Raw genomic sequence first — 18,371 nt, forward strand, 5'->3', positions numbered from 1 at the left:
TTCCCAATGGCTTTAATCGCTCGAGCTCGCAAAAAGCGCAAGCCGGTCGCCGAGATGAACGTAGTGCCTTACATCGATGTGATGCTGGTGCTGCTGGTGATCTTCATGGTGACCGCGCCGATGCTCAATCAGGGCGTGAAAGTTGATCTGCCCAAGGTTTCCAGCGAAGCCTTGCCGCAGGACAACAACACCCAGGTCCTGACCATTTCGATCAAAGCTGACAAGACCTATTACTGGAACCTTGGCAGCGAAGTCGATACCCAGAAACAGCAGGACAAGGCCATGACCTTGCCGCAGATGACCGATGCCGTGACCAAGATCATCCGGGCCGGCAACGAGGGCGGCAAGCACACGCAAGTGTTCATTCGCGGCGACAAAGTGGTCGACTATGGCTCCGTCATGGGCGCCATGGGTGGGCTGCAGAAGGCCGGCGTGGGTAACGTTGGCTTGATTACCGAGGCGCCCTGATGCACCAACAGCGAGAGCCGTCCGCCTCGGAAAGCTTCTTCTGGCCTAGCGTCTGGGCAATTGCCCTGCACGTCCTGGTGTTTGGCATGCTGTTCGTCAGCTTTGCCATGACCCCGGACCTGCCGCCAGCCAAGCCGATCGTGCAGGCGACCCTGTATCAGCTGAAATCGAAAAGCCAGGCCACCACCCAGACCAATCAGAAGATTGCGGGTGAGGCCCAGAAGTCGGCTGCGCGCCAGACTGAAGTCGAGCAGATGGAACAGAAGAAGGTCGAGCAGGAAGCGGTGAAGGCTGCTGCGGAACAAAAGAAAGAAGAGGCGGCTCAAAAGGCCGAGGAATCGAAAAAGGCTGACGAAGCCAAGAAAGCTGACGAGGCGAAAAAGGCTGATGAAGCCAAGAAAGCCGACAAAGCTGCCGAAGCTAAAAAGGCCGAAGAGAAACAGTTGGCTGATATAGCCAAGAAGAAGTCTGAAGAAGAAGCCAAGAAAGCTGCCGAAGAAGAGGCCAAGAAAAAGGCCGCTGAAGACGCCAAGAAAAAGATAGTCGAAGACGCGAAGAAGAAAGCCGCCGAAGACGCCAAGAAAAAAGCTGAAGCAGACGAGGCGAAGAAGAAGGTCGCCGACGACGCGAAGAAGAAAGCTGCCGCCGACGCCAGTAAGAAAAAGGCTCAGGAAGCAGCACGTAAATCCGCCGAAGAGAAAAAGGCCCAGGCCTTGGCAGATTTACTTTCCGACACGCCGCAGCGTCAGCAAGCCTTGGCCGATGAACGTGGCGACGACGTCGCGGGCAGTTTTGACGACCTGATTCGAGCACGGGCAGCAGAGGGTTGGACACGTCCACCTTCGGCACGTAAAGGCATGACAGTAGTGCTGCAGATCGGCATGTTGCCGGACGGCACGGTGACTTCGGTCAGCGTGTCCAAGTCCAGTGGTGACGGTTCGTTCGACAGTTCGGCGGTTGCCGCGGTCAAGAACATTGGCCGGTTGACCGAGATGCAGGGAATGAAACCAAGCGACTTCGCTCCCTATCGTTCATTCAAGATGACATTCACACCTGAGGATCTAGCCTTGTGAGAAACCTTCTTCGAGGAATGCTTGTCGTTATTTGCTGTATGGCAGGCATAGCGGCGGCGGATGAAAAGAACATCCTGGTTACCAGCGGTAGCGATCGGGCCACCCCGATCGCCGTAGTACCGTTCGGCTGGCAGGGCGGCAGCGTGCTGCCGGACGACATGGCCCAGATCGTCAGCGACGACCTGCGCAACTCCGGTTACTACGCGCCGATTCCGAAAGGCAACATGATCAGCCAGCCGAACCAGGCCAGCGAAGTTGTGTTCCGTGACTGGAAAGCCGTAGGCGCCCAGTACCTGATGGTCGGCAACATTACGCCGGCTGGTGGTCGCCTGCAGATCCAGTACACGTTGTTCAACGTGGCCACCGAGCAGCAGGTCTTGACCGGCAGCGTATCGGGTACAGCCGAACAACTGCGGGACATGGCGCACTACATCTCGGACCAGTCGTTTGAAAAGCTCACCGGTATCAAAGGTGCTTTCTCGACGCGTCTGCTGTATGTAACGGCTGAGCGTTTCTCCGTAGACAACACGCGATACACGCTGCAGCGTTCGGACTACGACGGTGCACGGGCAGTGACTTTACTGCAGTCGCGTGAGCCAATCCTGTCGCCGCGCTTCGCGCCGGACGGCAAGCGTATTGCTTACGTGTCGTTCGAACAGCGGCGTCCGCGCATTTTCGTACAGCACATCGACACTGGCCGTCGTGAGCAAATCACCAACTTCGAAGGCCTCAATGGTGCACCTGCGTGGTCGCCGGATGGTTCGCGCCTGGCGTTCGTGTTGTCCAAAGACGGCAACCCGGACATCTACGTGATGAACATGGCTTCGCGCCAGATCAGCCGTGTTACCAGCGGCCCGGGCATCAACACTGAACCGTTCTGGGGTAAGGATGGCTCGACCATCTATTTCACCTCCGACCGGGGCGGCAAGCCACAAATCTACAAAACAAGCGTAGGTGGCGGTGGCGCAGAGCGTGTGACCTTTATTGGTAACTACAATGCCAACCCTAAGCTTTCGGCTGATGAAAAGACGTTGGTGATGATTCACCGTCAGGATGGCTTCACTAATTTCCGGGTTGCGGCCCAGGATTTGCAGCGCGGAACGGTAAAAATCCTTACAGATACCAACCTTGATGAGTCAGCTACTGTTGCGCCCAACGGCACCATGGTAATCTACGCCACCCGCCAGCAGGGCCGGGGAGTCTTGATGCTCGTGTCCATTAATGGACGCGTAAGGCTCCCGCTTCCTACCGCACAAGGCGAAGTCAGAGAACCGTCCTGGTCCCCTTACCTGAACTGACGCGGCGCTACAAAAAGAAGTACTTAACACACTGGGGTTCATTAGGAGTTTCACGATGGAAATGCTGAAGTTTGGTAAGTTTGCTGCTCTGGCTCTGGCTCTGTCCGTTGCCGTTGGTTGCTCGTCTAAAGGCGGCGACAATGCCGGTGAAGGCGCAGCTGTTGATCCAAACGCTGGTTACGGCGCTAACACTGGTGCAGTCGACGGCTCCCTGAGCGAAGAAGCTGCTCTGCGCGCTATCACCACTTTCTACTTCGAATACGACAGTTCGGACCTGAAACCAGAAGCCATGCGCGCTCTGGACGTTCACGCGAAGGACCTGAAAGCTAACGGCGCTCGCGTTGTTCTGGAAGGTAACACTGACGAACGTGGTACTCGTGAGTACAACATGGCACTGGGCGAGCGTCGTGCGAAAGCCGTTCAGCGCTACCTGGTACTGCAAGGTGTTGCTCCAGGCCAACTGGAACTGGTGTCCTACGGTAAAGAGCGTCCAGTTGCTACTGGCCACGACGAGCAGTCCTGGGCTCAAAACCGTCGCGTCGAACTGCGTAAGTAATTCGTCATGCGAACGTGCCGTCGTGCTCTAACTGTATTGGCTCTCAGCCTCGCCCCGCTTGCGGTGTGGGCTGCGGTTCCTGTGGAAGATAGCAACTCTGGCTATAACAATAGCGGGAGTAGTTATCCCCCAGCGGGTTATGGCACGAACGGCGCCTATGCTGGGGGAGCGGTTACGTCCGCTCCCTCGGCACAGGGCGAGCTGTTCAACCAGCTGCAACGCATGCAGGATCAATTGTCCCAGCAACAAGGCGCGATTGAAGTTCTGCAGAACCAAGTGAACCAGCTGAAGCAACAAGGTCTGGAGCGATACCAGGATCTTGATCGCCGTATTGGAGCCGGTGTTACACCTGCCGCCACTCCTGATAATTCTTCTGCCGGTGGTGCGCCAAGCGCTGTCACCGGTGGTGCCGCAGCGGGGGCAGTTGCTGCCAGCCAAGCCCCTGCCGCCAGCAACGAACCGAGTGATCCGGCGAAGGAAAAACTGTATTACGATGCAGCCTTCGACCTGATCAAAGCTAAGGATTTCGATAAGGCCAGCCAGGCTTTTACCGCCTTCCTGCGCAAGTACCCCAACAGCCAATACGCGGGCAATGCCCAGTACTGGTTGGGCGAGGTCAACTTGGCCAAGGGTGATTTGCAAGCAGCAGGCCAGGCGTTTGCTAAGGTCAGCCAGCTGTACCCAAAACACGCCAAGGTACCGGATTCGCTGTACAAACTCGCTGACGTGGAGCGCCGCCTGGGTCATACCGACAAGGTCAAAGGCATTCTGCAACAGGTCGTTGCCCAATATCCGGGGACGTCCGCTGCCCAACTGGCCCAAAGGGATCTGCAACGTTTGTAGGCGAAGCTAGCCCGTTTAGAAGAAACCCGCGCCTGGCGCGGGTTTTTTCGTTAGAATCCACGCCCTTTTATGAAACACGCTCCTTGGGGTTGACGCGTTGGCGCAATCCCTTGAAGTGCCTGACGGAGGCGGACAGCCTGTTTAGCTGTTACGCCCGTGGCGACTATGCAAGACACATTACGTATTACCGAAGTTTTTTACTCGTTACAGGGTGAAACGCGAACCGCTGGCCTGCCTACCGTATTTGTACGGCTGACCGGCTGCCCGTTGCGTTGCCAATACTGTGACAGCGCCTACGCTTTCAGTGGCGGCACCGTGCGCACCCTCGACGACATCCTTGAGCAGGTTGCCGGCTTCAAGCCGCGCTACGTCTGTGTCACTGGCGGCGAGCCCCTGGCCCAACCCAATGCCATCCCGCTGCTTAAGCAGCTATGTGACGCCGGTTACGAGGTTTCGCTGGAAACCAGCGGCGCGCTGGACATCTCGGCGGTGGATCCACGCGTCAGCCGTGTGGTCGACCTCAAGACCCCAGGCTCCAAAGAAGCGCACCGCAACCTCTATGACAACATGGACCTGCTAACGGCCAACGATCAGGTCAAGTTCGTGATCTGCTCCCGGGACGATTACGACTGGGCGGCCTCCAAGCTGATCCAGTACGGCCTGGACCGTCGTGCAGGCGAAGTGCTGTTTTCGCCAAGCCATCATGACCTGAACGCCCGCGACCTGGCGGACTGGGTGGTGGCGGACAACCTGCCGGTACGCCTGCAATTGCAGTTGCACAAATACCTGTGGAACGACGAACCGGGGCGCTGAGATGGCTGATCAACAACGTGCAGTCATCCTGCTCTCTGGCGGCCTGGATTCCGCCACGCTGGTGGCCATGGTCCGCGCCCAAGGCTTCAACTGCTATACCCTGAGCTTCGACTACGGCCAGCGCCACCGCGCCGAGCTGGACGCCGCTGCGCGTGTCGCCCATGACCTGGGCGTAGTCGAGCACAAGGTGATCGGCCTCAACCTCAATGGCATCGGCGGCTCGGCCCTGACTGACAGCAGCATTGACGTACCCGAGGCGCCGAGCGAAGGCATCCCGCTGACCTATGTGCCCGCACGTAACACCGTGTTCCTGTCCTTGGCCCTCGGCTGGGCCGAAGTGCTGAATGCCCGCGACATCTTCATTGGCGTCAACGCACTGGACTACAACGGCTACCCGGACTGCCGCCCCGAGTACGTCGAGGCATTCGAACGCATGGCTAACCTGGCTACAAAGGCCGGTGTAGAGGGGCAGGGGTTTCGTATCCAGGCGCCGCTGCAGAACATGAGCAAGGCAGATATTGTGAAGGCAGGCGTAGGGCTCGGCGTCGATTACGCGCTGACTGTTTCCTGCTACCAAGCAGACAATGCCGGCCGTGCTTGTGGGAAATGTGACGCTTGCAGACTGCGTGCAGAAGGCTTCCAAGCCGCCGGAATGACTGACCCAACGCGTTATTTCTGATTTATTTAAAATAAGGTGTTGAATAATCCTTAGAAATCAGTATTATACGCGCCACCACACAGCGGGTCGTTAGCTCAGTTGGTAGAGCAGTTGGCTTTTAACCAATTGGTCGTAGGTTCGAATCCCACACGACCCACCATTTTTGGCGGTTTAGAAAATCCGGAAGGCCCACGTAAGTGAGGATTTCCGGGTTTTTTTTTGCCTGAATTTTGAGTGAGTGGTGGCCACTAGCTACAAGTCCGCCTTGTTGCTGCGTGCGGGCAGGCGTAGGATGCGCCCCCGGATCAGTCCAGCTGAATCGGTAAAGCCCCTCGACATGGATAGTTATGACTGCTTGCTCCCGCCTTTTTGCCGTTGCGCTCATCTTCCCGCTTAACCTGATCTCGATGCTGGCTTATGCCAGTGCTGAACGTGCCGATTTACTCGGTGTGTACCGGCAGGCGGTTGAACACGATGCGAAGCTCTGCGCCGCACGTCACGATTATCAAGCCCGACGCGAAAGCGTGCCGCAAGCCCGCGCCGGGCTGCTACCGACGCTCAACGCCGGCAGCACCGTCGAAGCGGTGCGCTTGCAGCGCGATGAGCCCGGGTTAACCCGTACCCGTAACACCGCGGTGTTCCAGGCGAATCTCAACCAGCCGTTGTTTCGTGTCGACCGCTGGTTTCAACTCGAAGCGGCGCAGGCCACTGCATCCCAGGCTGAGCTGGAATTGGGCGCCAAGGAGCAGGGGCTGATTCTGACCACGGCCCAGGCCTATTTCGAAACCTTGCGTGCGTTGGATTTATTGGCGGCATCCAAAGCCGAGGAGGCTGCGCTCAAGCGACAGCAGGCGCAGGCCCAAGCGCGTTTGGACAATGGTGCGTCGAGCATCACCGATGTCTTGGATGCCCAAGCCGCCTATGACAACGCCAATGCCAACCGCAAACTGGCAGAGCGCAAAGTCGATGATGCCTATGAAGCCTTGTCGCGCTTGACCCGCCAGGACTATGCCTCGATCGAGGGCATTGAACATCAGTTACCTGTGCAGCCGCCGGTGCCCAACGATGCCAAGGTATGGGTGGGGCGTGCGGTGCAGCAGAACCTGGCCTTGCAGGCCAGCAGCTACGCGGTGATTGCCGCCGAGCAGACCAATCGCCAGCGTAAGGCGGGTTATGCCCCCACCGTCGACGCAGTGGCGTCCTGGCGCAAGGGTGACAACGACAGTTTTGGCTACAGCAACCCTACGGATTTCGGCCGTGATGGTTATCGGGGCAGCGTCTCGCAAGGCAGCATTGGTGTTGAGTTGAATATCCCGCTGTACAGCGGCGGCATGACCCGTTCGCAAGTGCGCGAATCCACCGAACGCTTGGCGCAGAGTGAAGACGAGCGAGAGGACCGACGCCGCGAGGTGGTCCTCAACACGCGCAATTTCTACCGGGCAATCAATTCCGACATTGAGCAAGTGACTGCCCGCCGTCAGACGATTCGTTCGAGCCGAGCCTCGGTCAAGGCCAACCAGGTCGGACGTGACCTGGGGTCGCGCAACACGGCTGATGTCCTTAATGCCGAGCGCCAGTTGTACGCTGCCGTGCGTGAGTACAACAACGCGCGATACGACTACATCATCGACACGCTCAAGCTTAAACAAGCGGCGGGGACGTTAAGCCCTGCCGACTTAAGTGATCTGGCCATGTACCTGAACAAGGATTACGACCCGGATCGCGATTTCCTTCCGCCTCAGGAGCGGCAAGCGCTCTAGTGATGTGTGAATCTCGTATGGCTGATGTCAAAATGATTCTAAATGTATCTAAACTGATATAAGCTATTGAAAGATTTAAGAAATTTATTGTCGCCTGACGGCACGCATGGAAGCTTATGAGTGATCAAGGAAGGGGCGCGGAGTCGCCTGCGTCAGACACCGGTCTCGTGTGTCTGGTGATGCTGGCAAGGTTTCATTCGGTGGCCGCATCTGCCGAGCAATTGGCTCACGAATTCGCACCGGCCAACCAGCCATTCACGCAACGTGAGTTGCTGCTGGCCGCACGCAAGCTGGGTCTGAAGGCCAAAACGGTCAACACCACCATCGCCCGTCTCGACCGCACGCCGCTGCCGGCCATTGCAGCCAATGGCGACGGGACATTCTTCATCATTGCCAAGCTGGACCAGGGCAAAGCACTGATCCAGGACCCGCGTGCCGAACGCCCGGAAGTGATCACCTTCCAAGCCCTCGCGGCGCGCTGGAGCGGTGAACTGCTTCTGGTGCGCTCCGAGTCCGGGCTACCGGGCGAAACCTCGCGCTTTGATTTCACCTGGTTCATTCCCGCCATCGTCAAATACCGCAAGCTACTCGGCGAAGTCCTGTTGGTGTCGTTCGCCCTGCAGTTGTTTGCGCTGGTTACGCCGCTGTTTTTCCAGGTGGTGATGGACAAAGTGCTGGTGCATCACGGGCTGACGACGCTGGATGTGATCGCGGCCGGGCTGCTGGGGATCATGCTGTTTGAGTCGGCCTTGAGTGGCCTGCGCAGCTACGTATTCGCGCATACTGCCAGCCGTATCGACGTGGAATTGGGCTCGCGGTTATTCCGGCACTTGATCAACCTGCCCTTGGCGTATTTCCAGGCGCGTCGCGTCGGTGACTCGGTGGCCCGGGTGCGCGAGCTGGAGAACATTCGCAGCTTCCTCACCGGCAACGCCATCACCCTGGTGCTGGATGTACTGTTCTCCGTGGTGTTCGTGCTGGTGATGTTCTACTACAGCGGGTGGCTGACCCTGATCGTGCTGTTGTCGCTGCCGTTGTATGGCCTGGTTTCGCTGCTCGTCACGCCGCTGCTGCGGGCTCGATTACAAGACAGTTTCACCCGCGGCGCCGAGAACCAGGCATTTCTGGTCGAGACGGTGAACGGTATCGATACCGTGAAATCCATGGCTGTCGAGCCTCAGGCCATTCGCAAGTGGGACAACCAAATGGCGGCGTATGTCGCCGCGGGTTTCAAGACCCAGACGCTGTCCACCCTCGCCAACGAAAGTGTGGGCCTGATCGGCAAATTGGTCACGGTCGCGACCTTGTGGCTGGGCGCGCGTCTGGTGATCGACGGGCAATTGTCGGTGGGCGAATTGATCGCTTTCAACATGCTGGCCGGTCGCGTCAGCGGCCCGATCATGCGCCTGGCGCAACTATGGACGAGCTTCCAACAGACCGGTGTTTCCGTACAGCGCCTGGGCGATATTCTCAACACCCGCACCGAATTATCCCAGGCCACGCGCAGTGCGCTGCCGCCGCTGCGGGGGCAAATCGAATTTGATCAAGTGCATTTTCGCTACCGCGCCGACGGCTCGGAAGTACTGCGCGGCGTCAGCCTGCACATCGCCGCTGGCGAAGTAATCGGCGTAGTAGGGCGCTCCGGCTCCGGCAAAAGCACCCTGACCCGGCTGCTGCAGCGCTTGTATGTGCCCGAGCGCGGCAGGGTGCTGGTCGATGGCATGGACCTGGCCCTGGCCGATGTTTCCTCTTTGCGACGCCAGATCGGCGTGGTGTTGCAGGACAACATGCTGTTTAACCGCAGCATCCGCGAGAACATCGCCTTGAGCGATCCGGGGGCACCGCTTGAAGCGGTGATGCACGCGGCGAGCATGGCCGGTGCCCATGAGTTCATCCTCGAGTTGCCTGAAGGTTACGACACCATGGTCGGTGAGCACGGCACCTCGCTTTCCGGTGGCCAGCGTCAACGGGTCGCGATTGCCCGCGCGTTGATCGGCAACCCGCGCATCCTGATTTTCGACGAGGCCACCAGTGCGCTGGACTACGAGTCCGAACGCATCATCCAGCAGAACATGCAGAGCATCTGCGCGGGGCGCACGGTGATCATCATCGCGCACCGATTGTCGGCCGTGCGCGACGCCCATCGCATCCTGGTGGTCGATCGCGGGCAAATCGTCGAGCAGGGCAGCCATGCCGAATTGCTCACCCATCACGCCGGGCACTATTCACGCCTGCACCGCATGCAACAGGGCTGAGCAGCCCTCGGCGCGCCCTGATTTCGGGTCGCCGACACTTACCGTACTTCGGATTCAAGGATGGATGCCCCATGAGCGCAACGCCCTCGTTAATGCAGCGCTACCGTCACGCCTGGCGCGAGTCCTGGCGCCAGCGCAAACACATGGACAGCGTGCCGCGCCTGCCCCACGAATCACAGTTTCTACCCGCGGCGCTGGAGTTGCAGGACACGCCTGTGCACCCGGCGCCGAGGATATTCATGTGGAGCATTCTGGGCTTCGCCGCGCTGGCGTTACTGTGGGCGTGCCTGGGCAAGATCGAGGTGGTAGCGGTGGCGTCCGGCAAGGTCGTGCCGAGCGGCAAGACCAAGCTGATTCAACCCAGTGAGACGGCGGTGGTCAGGGCCATTCATGTCAGCGATGGTCAGGCGGTGAAAGTCGGCGAGCTGCTGGTCGAACTCGACCCGACAGCCGCCGATGCCGACGTGCGCCGCATCCGCAGCGATCTGCTCGCCGCCCGCATCGACAGCGCCCGCAGCGCCGCGATGCTGGAGGCAATCAACCACCAGAAGCCACCGCCATCACTGCTCGGCGCAATTACCGATGCCGACCCGCAACAGGTGCTCAGCGCCCAGCGCTGGCTTCAAGGGCAGTATCAGGAATACCGCAGCAGCCTGGAGCTGGTCGACGCGGAGATCCAGCAGCGCAACGCCGAAATCCAGTCGGCCCAGGCCCAGGTTGCCAGCCTTCGGCAAACCGTGCCGATTGCCACGCAACTGGCCGAGGACTATCAACGCCTGCTCGCGCAACAGTACGTCGCCCGCCATGAGTACCTGGAAAAAGAACAGGCTCGCCTCGACCTGCAACGCCAGTTGAGCGTGCAGCAAGCCAGTGTTTTGCAGTCCACCGCGGCGCAAGGTGAAGCGCGACGCCGGCGCGAAGGCGTGGTCGCACAAAACCGCCGCGCGATGCTCGACCTGCAACAGCAATCCAATCAGAAAGCTGCAGGCCTGGTCGAGGAGCTGGCCAAGGCTCGCTATCAGGAGACCCTCACCAGCCTCACCGCGCCGGTAGATGGAACGGTGCAGCAACTGGCGATCCACACGGTCGGCGGTGTGGTCACCCCAGCCCAGCCGCTGATGGTCATCGTGCCGGCCGACCAGCCGGTGGAAGTCGAAGCCATGCTGGAAAACAAAGACGTCGGCTTCGTGCGCGCCGGCCAGCCGGTCACGGTCAAGGTCGAAACCTTCACCTTCACCAAATACGGCACCGTTGTTGGCGAGGTCGTCAGCGTCTCCAACGACGCTATTGAGGACGAAAAACGCGGGCTGATCTACAGCAGCCGTATCCGTTTGAAAACCGACCACCTGATGGTCAACGGCCAACGCGTGGCGCTGTCACCGGGGATGTCGGTAACGGCGGAAGTGAAGACGGACCAGCGCCGTGTGATCGAATACTTCTTGAGCCCGTTGCAACAGCATATGGATGAAAGTTTGCATGAGCGTTGAGGGTTACCCACGTTGAATTGGCCAGTGAGGAAGTTGATGTTTGTTAAGTATTTGAAGTATGGGTGTGGGCTGGTTGTTTTAATGCTGTTGTCGTGGCTGGTGTTTTTCTTGATGTCGAAGCCGCAAGACAACCCCTATATGCGGCTTTATTCCTCTGTGAACGGGACCGGTTCTCCGGGTTGCGAGTTTCTCAACGAAAAACGACCAAACGTACACTTTAAATTCAAACTCTCCGCGCAGGAATGCAGGTTTGTCTTTTATGGGGGTGGGGAGGGTATTAAATTTTATGTTGATTATCCGAGCGCGGCAGTGGTTTTTCCGCGACTTGAAAAAGGCATTCAAATTTATTTTGCCATGTACCGTATTTCAGTAGGTGATTATGATGCAAGTAGGCATTTGGTTGGGAAGGCGCCGATGTCCGTCAGTGATGGAATTGAACTCTATGATATGAATGATTATAAGGAAAGAAAGTTTGTCGGAGAAGATGGTGTCTCCGTTATCGCTTCTGACTTCTTGGCGACCATTAGAGCGAGCAGACTGTACGCGCCGGATCTTTTAGTTTTTTATCAATACCCCAAGGAACTTACGGACGTCAAGGCAATGGATCGTTTTGCCCTTGATGTCTTGCGTAAGATAGTAGTCGAATAAGGAGATGACCCGTGGCGTTGTTAGTGTTTAGCGATGATCAAGTAAATGAGCTTCAACGGCTGTCGGATAAAGAAGACTTTCCAGCCGCCTATGACTATATGCATGGCATTCTCGCGGCTGAAACCGCGAAAGCTGGGGACTCGGCGAGTGCTGCTGATTTACAGGCTGTGACTAATTGGCTGGCGACAGCTAAGGCTATTAATTCAAATGATAAAGGTAACTTTCTTAATGACCTCGTCCGTGGGTCGATCCAGTATTCCGTGGCAAAAACAGGCCGTCCTCTAGATGATGCGGCGTTTCAAATAGCTTCGGATAATCTAGCGCGGGAGACAATAAAGACTGTATTAGATGCAAGAGGTATTTCGACGGCTAATATTATCGGTGATTTAGAGTCGGATGGTATGAGGTCCGGATTACACTTGGAAGCCTGGCAATGGCCGGGGGCCTTGGCTGATATACTTCCGCCTCCCGCAGGTATGGGCCGTGACTTTATACAAATCCCCCACGAAACCAGCATGGAGTTCATGCAAAACGTCATCAGCTCCATGATTGCTAATATGGCGGGGATGGAGCGAGTATTAAACCGGGAATCGGTGCTTGATATTAGCCCGTCGTGGAAGTTGTGGCGTGAGTTGAATACCTACATAGCGGACAATCGCTACAGGCTTTATGCCAAGGACGACGCGGCGCCCGTTGCTCCCCGTCAAGATCTGATCAATATCGACATCAACCCCTCGCCCCAACCCCAACAACACATCCAGGGCGAAAGCAAAGCCCAGCAAGACGTTGCCAACGGCTACATTCAAAACTCGGCAACGCATAATATCTTCGCCGTTGGCGGCATTCTGAACAAAACCGATTTCACCTCCACTCAAATGGCCAGCCTGGCCTCGGGCGGCATTCGCCCCGGTGAAATGCAACTGGACCCCAACGCGCGTCCCAACACCTACCTGTCGCAGTTCTATCCTGCACCGGACGCGACCAAACCGGACTTCAGCCTGCGCAGTGCCGTGACCCTGAACGGCCTGTCGGCGATGTCGACATTCAACACCTACGTCGACCCGTTGTTGCTGGACCTGACCGGTAATGGCGTGCACATGACTGACATCCGCGACGGCGTGTTGTTTGACACCGACCACAGCGGCACGGTCAAGCGCAGCGGTTGGGCGGATCGCACCACCGGGATGCTGGTGATTGACGATGGCAGTGGCCAGGTCAAAGACGTCAGCCAAATGTTCTCCGAGTATTACGGCGGCAAAGTCGGCGTTAACGGTGCCGCGGGCGAGACCAGGTTCAAGGACGGTTTCGCGGCGCTGGCCAGTGAGGATGCGAATAAAGACGGTGTGATCGACCAGAACGATCCGATCTGGAGCCAATTGCGCGTCTGGGTCGACGGCACCCATGACGCCAAAGTCGATGCCGGGGAATTGAAGACCCTGGCCGAGCTGGGTATTACCCAAATCAACGTGCGCGCGGCGGCTTCCACCCAAGCCGACATGCGCGACGGCAACCGCGTGTTGGCGACCGGCTCATTCACCATCAATGGCAAAACTCAGGAAGCGCTGGCAGTAGACTTCCTCGGCGACCCGGTCAGCAATACGCTGACCAGCCAGGGCGCAGGCACCCGCGTGACCTCCACCACCAGCGGCGCCAACAGCGTCACCACCAGCGCCTATGCCAGCCATAGCACCACGGGCGAAACCCTGGATGCGGCCACATTGGGCGTCAACAACCTGTACGGCGGCAGCGGCGACGACACCTTGATCGCGGCCCCGGGCGGCGGTTGGCTGGTGGGCGGCGCGGGCAGCAACACCTACAACGGCGGTGTGGGCGATGACGTGTTTGTCATCAGCGCCTCGGACAATCCGGCCAATATTCACGGCAATGGCGGCCATGACACCGCGATCATCGTCGGTGACAAGGGCGTGGTGCTGAACATGGCCCAGGCTGGCCTGACCATCGCCGAAGGCGGTGGCGGCAACGACACGATCATCAGCGGCGGCATGGGCAGCGCCTTTATCAAGGGCGGTTCAGGCTACTCGACGCTGGTGGGCGGCGGCGGCAACGACGTCCTGGTCGGCGGCACCGGCCACAACACCATCATCGGCGGCAGCGGCAAAGCGGTGATCTATGCCGGGCCGCAAGGCGACACCATTTACGCCTCCGAAGCCGGCAGCATCATCCATGCCGGTGGCGGCGCCGATAAGATCTACGGCGGCGCCGGCAATGACGTCATCGAGGTCGGTCACGGTAACGCGACCATCGACGGCGACGGCGGGATCAACCTGGTGACCCTGCACGGTAACCATGGCGACTACCGCATCACCCGCACCACCGCCGGCTATGAAGTGGCCGACAAGGTGGCCGGACGCGACGGTACGGTGACGCTGAGCAATATCCAGAAACTCAACTTCTCGGACATCTCCGCCGTTGACCTGCTGACCCCGAACGCAATGCCGGTAGCGGATGTGCTGACGGTGGACAAGGCCGGCAAGGCGTTTGATCGCACCCAGGCCCACCTGATCAGCGCCGAGGCATTGCTGGCCAATGATCAGCGCCTCAACAGCCAGGGCGCGCTGCACATTGCCAATGTCGGTGATGCCGTCGGCGGTACGGTCAGCCTTACCGCTCAAGGCGATGTGCTGTTTACCCCGGACAAGCATTACGACGGCCTGATCAGCTTCAAGTACGGCGTGGCGGATGCAGCGGGTAACCTGTCGGCATCGGTCGTCGACCTGGGCAGCGGCCAGACTGCACCGATGCGGGCTGGTGTGACCTTGCTCACGCCAGAAGTGCCACTTGATCCTTTGGCCGCCCAGGAATGGTATTTGAGTGACACCCACGTGTTGCCAGTGTGGAAGGACTACACCGGTAAAGGCGTGCGCATTGGTCAGTTCGAGCCCGGTGGCCAGTTCGCCACCGCGCCTGAGATCTTTGATGTCGCGCATCCGGACCTGGCGCCGAATATCGACCAGGCCTGGCTGCAGACGCAAACCGCCAATGGCACTTTACCGGGCCTGGTGTCCAACCACGCCACGATGGTGGCGGGCGTGATGGTCGGTGCGAAGAACGGCATCGGCGGTGTCGGCGTCGCTTACGATGCAAAGCTCGGCGGCTACTACCTGGCGGGCAAAGGCGATGACCTGGCCGGGCTGGGGCACATGGTCAGTTTCGACATTGCCAACAACAGCTGGGGGTTCACCACGGACTTCGCCCTCAGCAGCCTCCAGAACGGTGCGCTGGATACTGCCGCAGCCTTGAGCATGAATGCGCAGTACGCCGCCAGTAACGGTCGCGGCGGCCTGGGCACCATCATCGTGGCGGCGGGCGGTAACAGCCGGGCCACCGGCGGCAATGCCCAAGGTTCGCTGACCAACAACAATCGCTTCTCGGTGGAGGTCGGCGCAATCAATGCCCAGGGCGATTTGTCGACCCTGCAGATTGGCTCGTCGCCGTTCTCCAACCCGGGCGCCAGCCTGTTGGTCTCGGCACCGGGCAGCAATGTGGTGTCCACCAGCCACATGTTGGAAACCGAACGCGGTTCCACGTTCGGTAACGATTACACCAGCATGCAAGGCACCAGCTTTGCTGCGCCGATCGTCTCCGGCATCGTCGCACTGATGCTCGAAGCTAACCCGAACCTTGGGTATCGCGACGTGCAGCAGATCCTCGCGTTGTCGGCCCGCAAGATCAACGACCCCGCAACCCAATGGGCCGATAACGGCGCACACGGCTGGAACGGCGGCGGCATGCATACCAGCAACGACTACGGCTTTGGTGAAGTCGATGCGCGGGCTGCTGTGCGCTTGTCCGAGGCCTGGATGACCCAGAGCACGGGCGCCAATGAGTATGTCTACAGCGCGTCCAGCGGCGCACTCGGCCAACCTTTGGCGGCGGGCGCGACACTGACCTCATCCATCGCGATGAATGCCGGTTTGAACGTTGAACATGTGGAAATCGACTTCGATGCGCAGGTCGGCCGCCTGGGCGATCTGACCCTCAAGCTGATCTCTCCCGATGGCACCCAAAGCGTATTGCTCAACCGTCAGGGCAAAGTCCCGGACGGCATGCCGGGCGCCAGTGCAGCGGACGTCGGCAGCACGCAGGCCGGTGCGTTCAAATACACCTTCATGTCGACCCATGACTTCGGTGAACACTCGGCGGGTAACTGGACATTGCAGGTGACGGATGCTGCGTCCGGTTTGCCAGTGACGCTCAACAGCTGGTCGCTGCGTTTGTATGGCAGCAAGGCGAGTGCCGACGACACCTATTTCTACACCGACGAATACGTCAAATCCGTGCTCGGCAATGCCAATCGCGCGGTGTTGGACGACGCGGTCAACGGGCTGGCCGGCGGGCGTAACACGCTCAACGCGGCGGCCGTTTCGGGGGATACCTCGGTCAATCTGTTAACCGGTGTTGCCAGTATTGGCGGTGCGGCGTTGACGGTGAAAAAACCGGCGAGCCTTCACAACATTGTTACCGGCGACGGGAATGACACCTTGGTCGCGGGTAATGCCGATGCCTTGCTGGATGGCGGGCGCGGCAATAACACCCTGACCGGCGGCGCGGGCAAGGATTTCTTTGTGGTTCATCGCCGTGAGGCGGGCAATGACACGCTTAACAACTTCGAGGCTGCCCGTGGCGAAATCGTCGACTTGGTGGGGTTTGCCGGCAAGCAATTTGCCGACCTGCTGCTGACCCAGCAGGGCGCGGACGTCAACGTTGACCTGGGCAACGGCCAGAGCATTGTCCTGAAGAACCAGGTTGTCGCCGGTATCACGGCCGCCAACTTCCTGTTCCAGGACAGCTTTGTGGCGCCCACCGCCTACATCAACAGCGACGCCTCGGCGATCAAGCCGCAAGAGGGCTTGGGCACCGTGGTGCTCAAGGGTGGCGGCCAAGGTGTGATGTACACAGGCGACGCCCAAGGCAAAAACGTGGCCTCGTTGAGTGGCACGGTCTATAGCCACGACAGCGCGACCTCGGATGTGTTTGTGGTGGCGGCGCAAACCGGCGTTACCGATTACAACAATGCGTTGCGCGGCTTCCGCCATGGCATTGATAAGATCGACTTGCGCCAGACCGGCGTCACCGACTTCAGCCAGCTGACCATCGAACACAAGAACCGCGCCACGTTAAACAACCTGACCCAGATTCACGGGGTGTACGTCACGCACAACGGTTCCAACACCAAGCTGCTGTATCTGGATGCGCTTGATGTGGCGCAGGTCACGGCGACAGATTTCCTGTTTGCCGATCACGCGCCAGCGGTGGTCACGCCGGTGGGGCCGGTGACACCTGTCACGTTGCCGCCGACTGATTTGCACCCGCCTATCGTCGTGCCGGACCCGGTGCTCAAGCCGTCGGTGACGATTCCGGACCTCACGTTGCCGCCGACCAAGACGCTCGAAGAGCTGCTGGCCGAGCGCGGTATCGATCTGAACCCGAAAGTGCCGGAACATAAAACCATTGAGCAGATTCTTGCCGAGCGCGATGCCAACCGTGGCGTGACAGTGCCTGAGCATAAAACGCTCGAGCAACTGCTGGCCGAACGTGGCGTGGGTTCGCTGGAACCGACAAAGCTGCCGGACATTGGCGTGGTCGGGCGCACGCCGATTGATGTGCGTCAGCCGCGGCCGATTGTCATTCCAGACATTCCGATGGTCGATATCTCGCATCGCGACCTGGATCTTACGCCGCGCCAACCGAGCGTGGTGGACACCTCCTTCGATTCCATCCGTGACCGAATTCTTGGGCGCACGCCTTCGACAGTCGATCCGGTGCCTGCGGCGAGTGATCCCAACGTCATCAACATCAAAGGCTTCTTTTCAGACGATGTGATCCTGGGCGACGAGAGCAAGACCGTCAATATTGAGGCGTTCAATGTCAAAGTGGTCGCCGGCAACGGTGACAACACGATCAATGTGGCGGGTCGTCGAGGCAATATCAGCCTGGGCAACGGCAATAACGTCGTGACCGGTGACATCGACAAGCTGACGGTTGGCCACGGTAACAACACCCTTACCGATTCCGGCGCTTTCACGCAGGTGAAACTGGGCGATGGCAACAACAAGGTCGTGGTCAGTGGCAGCATGCCGACGGTTGAAGTCGGGCACGGCGTCAACGACATCGAGTTCAGTGGCTCCCGAGGGGAATTGGTGTTCGGCCAGGACATTAAACCCGATCATCTGTGGTTCCAGCACAAAGGGCAGGACTTGCAGATCTCGGTGGTCGGCAGCCAACAGGAGGTCACGCTGCGTAACTGGTACGCCGACACGCCTGAGCGTCCACGGGACATCATGGCCGGTGATCGTCAGCGGTTGATGGACAGTGATGTGGACCATCTGGTCCAGGCCATGGCCGCATTTGCCCCTGCGGCACCTGCGACCATGACCTTCGGTGCCGCCGAGCAACAGGCCTTGCAGCCAGTGCTGGCGGCCAACTGGCGATAATTCCCACTCGTTAACCCGCAAAAGGGCCCGCGATACTCATCGCGGGCCTGTGGCTGC

At 59.1% G+C, this 18,371-nt stretch carries 12 protein-coding genes and 1 tRNA gene; all 13 read left to right on the forward strand.

Features of this window, described 5'->3' with window-relative positions:
* The first annotated feature begins 15 nt into the window (after positions 1-15).
* The 13 genes from tolR to FW764_RS18875 all read left to right on the forward strand — a co-directional run bounded on the left by tolR (position 16) and on the right by FW764_RS18875 (position 18,314).
* Positions 16-468, forward strand: a complete 453-nt coding sequence (tolR, locus tag FW764_RS18815; RefSeq protein ID WP_161635741.1) for a protein TolR — start codon at positions 16-18, stop codon at positions 466-468.
* Positions 468-1,541: a cell envelope integrity protein TolA gene (gene tolA, locus FW764_RS18820; RefSeq protein WP_446435154.1), complete on the forward strand. Its 1,074-nt coding sequence runs from the start codon at positions 468-470 to the stop codon at positions 1,539-1,541. Before tolR ends, tolA begins: the two co-directional genes overlap by 1 nt.
* A 17-nt stretch (positions 1,542-1,558) precedes the next feature.
* The gene (gene tolB, locus FW764_RS18825) at positions 1,559-2,839 is read left to right on the forward strand and encodes a Tol-Pal system beta propeller repeat protein TolB (RefSeq protein ID WP_152745290.1); all 1,281 of its coding nucleotides are present in this window, start codon (positions 1,559-1,561) and stop codon (positions 2,837-2,839) included.
* 55 nt (positions 2,840-2,894) lie between these two features.
* On the forward strand, positions 2,895-3,395 hold the full coding sequence (gene pal / locus FW764_RS18830; RefSeq protein WP_003209827.1) for a peptidoglycan-associated lipoprotein Pal: 501 nt from the start codon (positions 2,895-2,897) through the stop codon (positions 3,393-3,395).
* 6 nt (positions 3,396-3,401) lie between these two features.
* A complete protein-coding gene (ybgF, locus tag FW764_RS18835) occupies positions 3,402-4,238 on the forward strand; it encodes a tol-pal system protein YbgF (RefSeq protein WP_446435155.1) in 837 nt (278 codons plus the stop codon).
* Between the two features lie 165 nt (positions 4,239-4,403).
* The gene (gene queE / locus FW764_RS18840; RefSeq protein ID WP_083356998.1) at positions 4,404-5,051 is read left to right on the forward strand and encodes a 7-carboxy-7-deazaguanine synthase QueE; all 648 of its coding nucleotides are present in this window, start codon (positions 4,404-4,406) and stop codon (positions 5,049-5,051) included.
* A 1-nt stretch (position 5,052) separates the two neighbouring features.
* Positions 5,053-5,730, forward strand: a complete 678-nt coding sequence (gene queC / locus FW764_RS18845; protein WP_446435156.1) for a 7-cyano-7-deazaguanine synthase QueC — start codon at positions 5,053-5,055, stop codon at positions 5,728-5,730.
* 63 nt (positions 5,731-5,793) lie between these two features.
* Positions 5,794-5,869: transfer RNA gene (locus FW764_RS18850), tRNA-Lys, on the forward strand.
* Positions 5,870-6,116: 247 nt separating this feature from the next.
* Positions 6,117-7,469 carry a TolC family outer membrane protein gene (locus tag FW764_RS18855; protein ID WP_446435194.1) on the forward strand — a complete coding sequence of 451 codons (1,353 nt, stop codon included), beginning with the start codon at positions 6,117-6,119 and terminating at the stop codon, positions 7,467-7,469.
* A gap of 116 nt (positions 7,470-7,585) precedes the next feature.
* Positions 7,586-9,724: a type I secretion system permease/ATPase gene (locus tag FW764_RS18860; RefSeq protein ID WP_446435157.1), complete on the forward strand. Its 2,139-nt coding sequence runs from the start codon at positions 7,586-7,588 to the stop codon at positions 9,722-9,724.
* 71 nt (positions 9,725-9,795) lie between these two features.
* A complete protein-coding gene (locus FW764_RS18865; protein ID WP_446435158.1) occupies positions 9,796-11,211 on the forward strand; it encodes an HlyD family type I secretion periplasmic adaptor subunit in 1,416 nt (471 codons plus the stop codon).
* A gap of 36 nt (positions 11,212-11,247) precedes the next feature.
* On the forward strand, positions 11,248-11,859 hold the full coding sequence (locus tag FW764_RS18870) for a hypothetical protein (RefSeq protein WP_446435159.1): 612 nt from the start codon (positions 11,248-11,250) through the stop codon (positions 11,857-11,859).
* 515 nt (positions 11,860-12,374) lie between these two features.
* Positions 12,375-18,314, forward strand: coding sequence for a S8 family serine peptidase (locus FW764_RS18875; protein ID WP_446435160.1), 5,940 nt, complete (start codon positions 12,375-12,377; stop codon positions 18,312-18,314).
* Positions 18,315-18,371 lie beyond the last annotated feature (57 nt).

The sequence above is a fragment of the Pseudomonas sp. 1152_12 genome, assembly GCF_052850675.1.

Coding starts and splice junctions, on each gene's coding strand:
- FW764_RS18870 (WP_446435159.1), top strand. CDS start 11,248: ATGTTTGTTAAGTATTTGAAGTATGGGTGTGGGCTGGTTGTTTTAATG.
- FW764_RS18875 (WP_446435160.1), top strand. CDS start 12,375: ATGGAGTTCATGCAAAACGTCATCAGCTCCATGATTGCTAATATGGCG.
- FW764_RS18860 (WP_446435157.1), top strand. CDS start 7,586: ATGAGTGATCAAGGAAGGGGCGCGGAGTCGCCTGCGTCAGACACCGGT.
- ybgF (WP_446435155.1), top strand. CDS start 3,402: ATGCGAACGTGCCGTCGTGCTCTAACTGTATTGGCTCTCAGCCTCGCC.
- queE (WP_083356998.1), top strand. CDS start 4,404: ATGCAAGACACATTACGTATTACCGAAGTTTTTTACTCGTTACAGGGT.
- tolA (WP_446435154.1), top strand. CDS start 468: ATGCACCAACAGCGAGAGCCGTCCGCCTCGGAAAGCTTCTTCTGGCCT.
- FW764_RS18865 (WP_446435158.1), top strand. CDS start 9,796: ATGAGCGCAACGCCCTCGTTAATGCAGCGCTACCGTCACGCCTGGCGC.
- FW764_RS18855 (WP_446435194.1), top strand. CDS start 6,117: ATGCTGGCTTATGCCAGTGCTGAACGTGCCGATTTACTCGGTGTGTAC.
- pal (WP_003209827.1), top strand. CDS start 2,895: ATGGAAATGCTGAAGTTTGGTAAGTTTGCTGCTCTGGCTCTGGCTCTG.
- tolB (WP_152745290.1), top strand. CDS start 1,559: ATGCTTGTCGTTATTTGCTGTATGGCAGGCATAGCGGCGGCGGATGAA.
- queC (WP_446435156.1), top strand. CDS start 5,053: ATGGCTGATCAACAACGTGCAGTCATCCTGCTCTCTGGCGGCCTGGAT.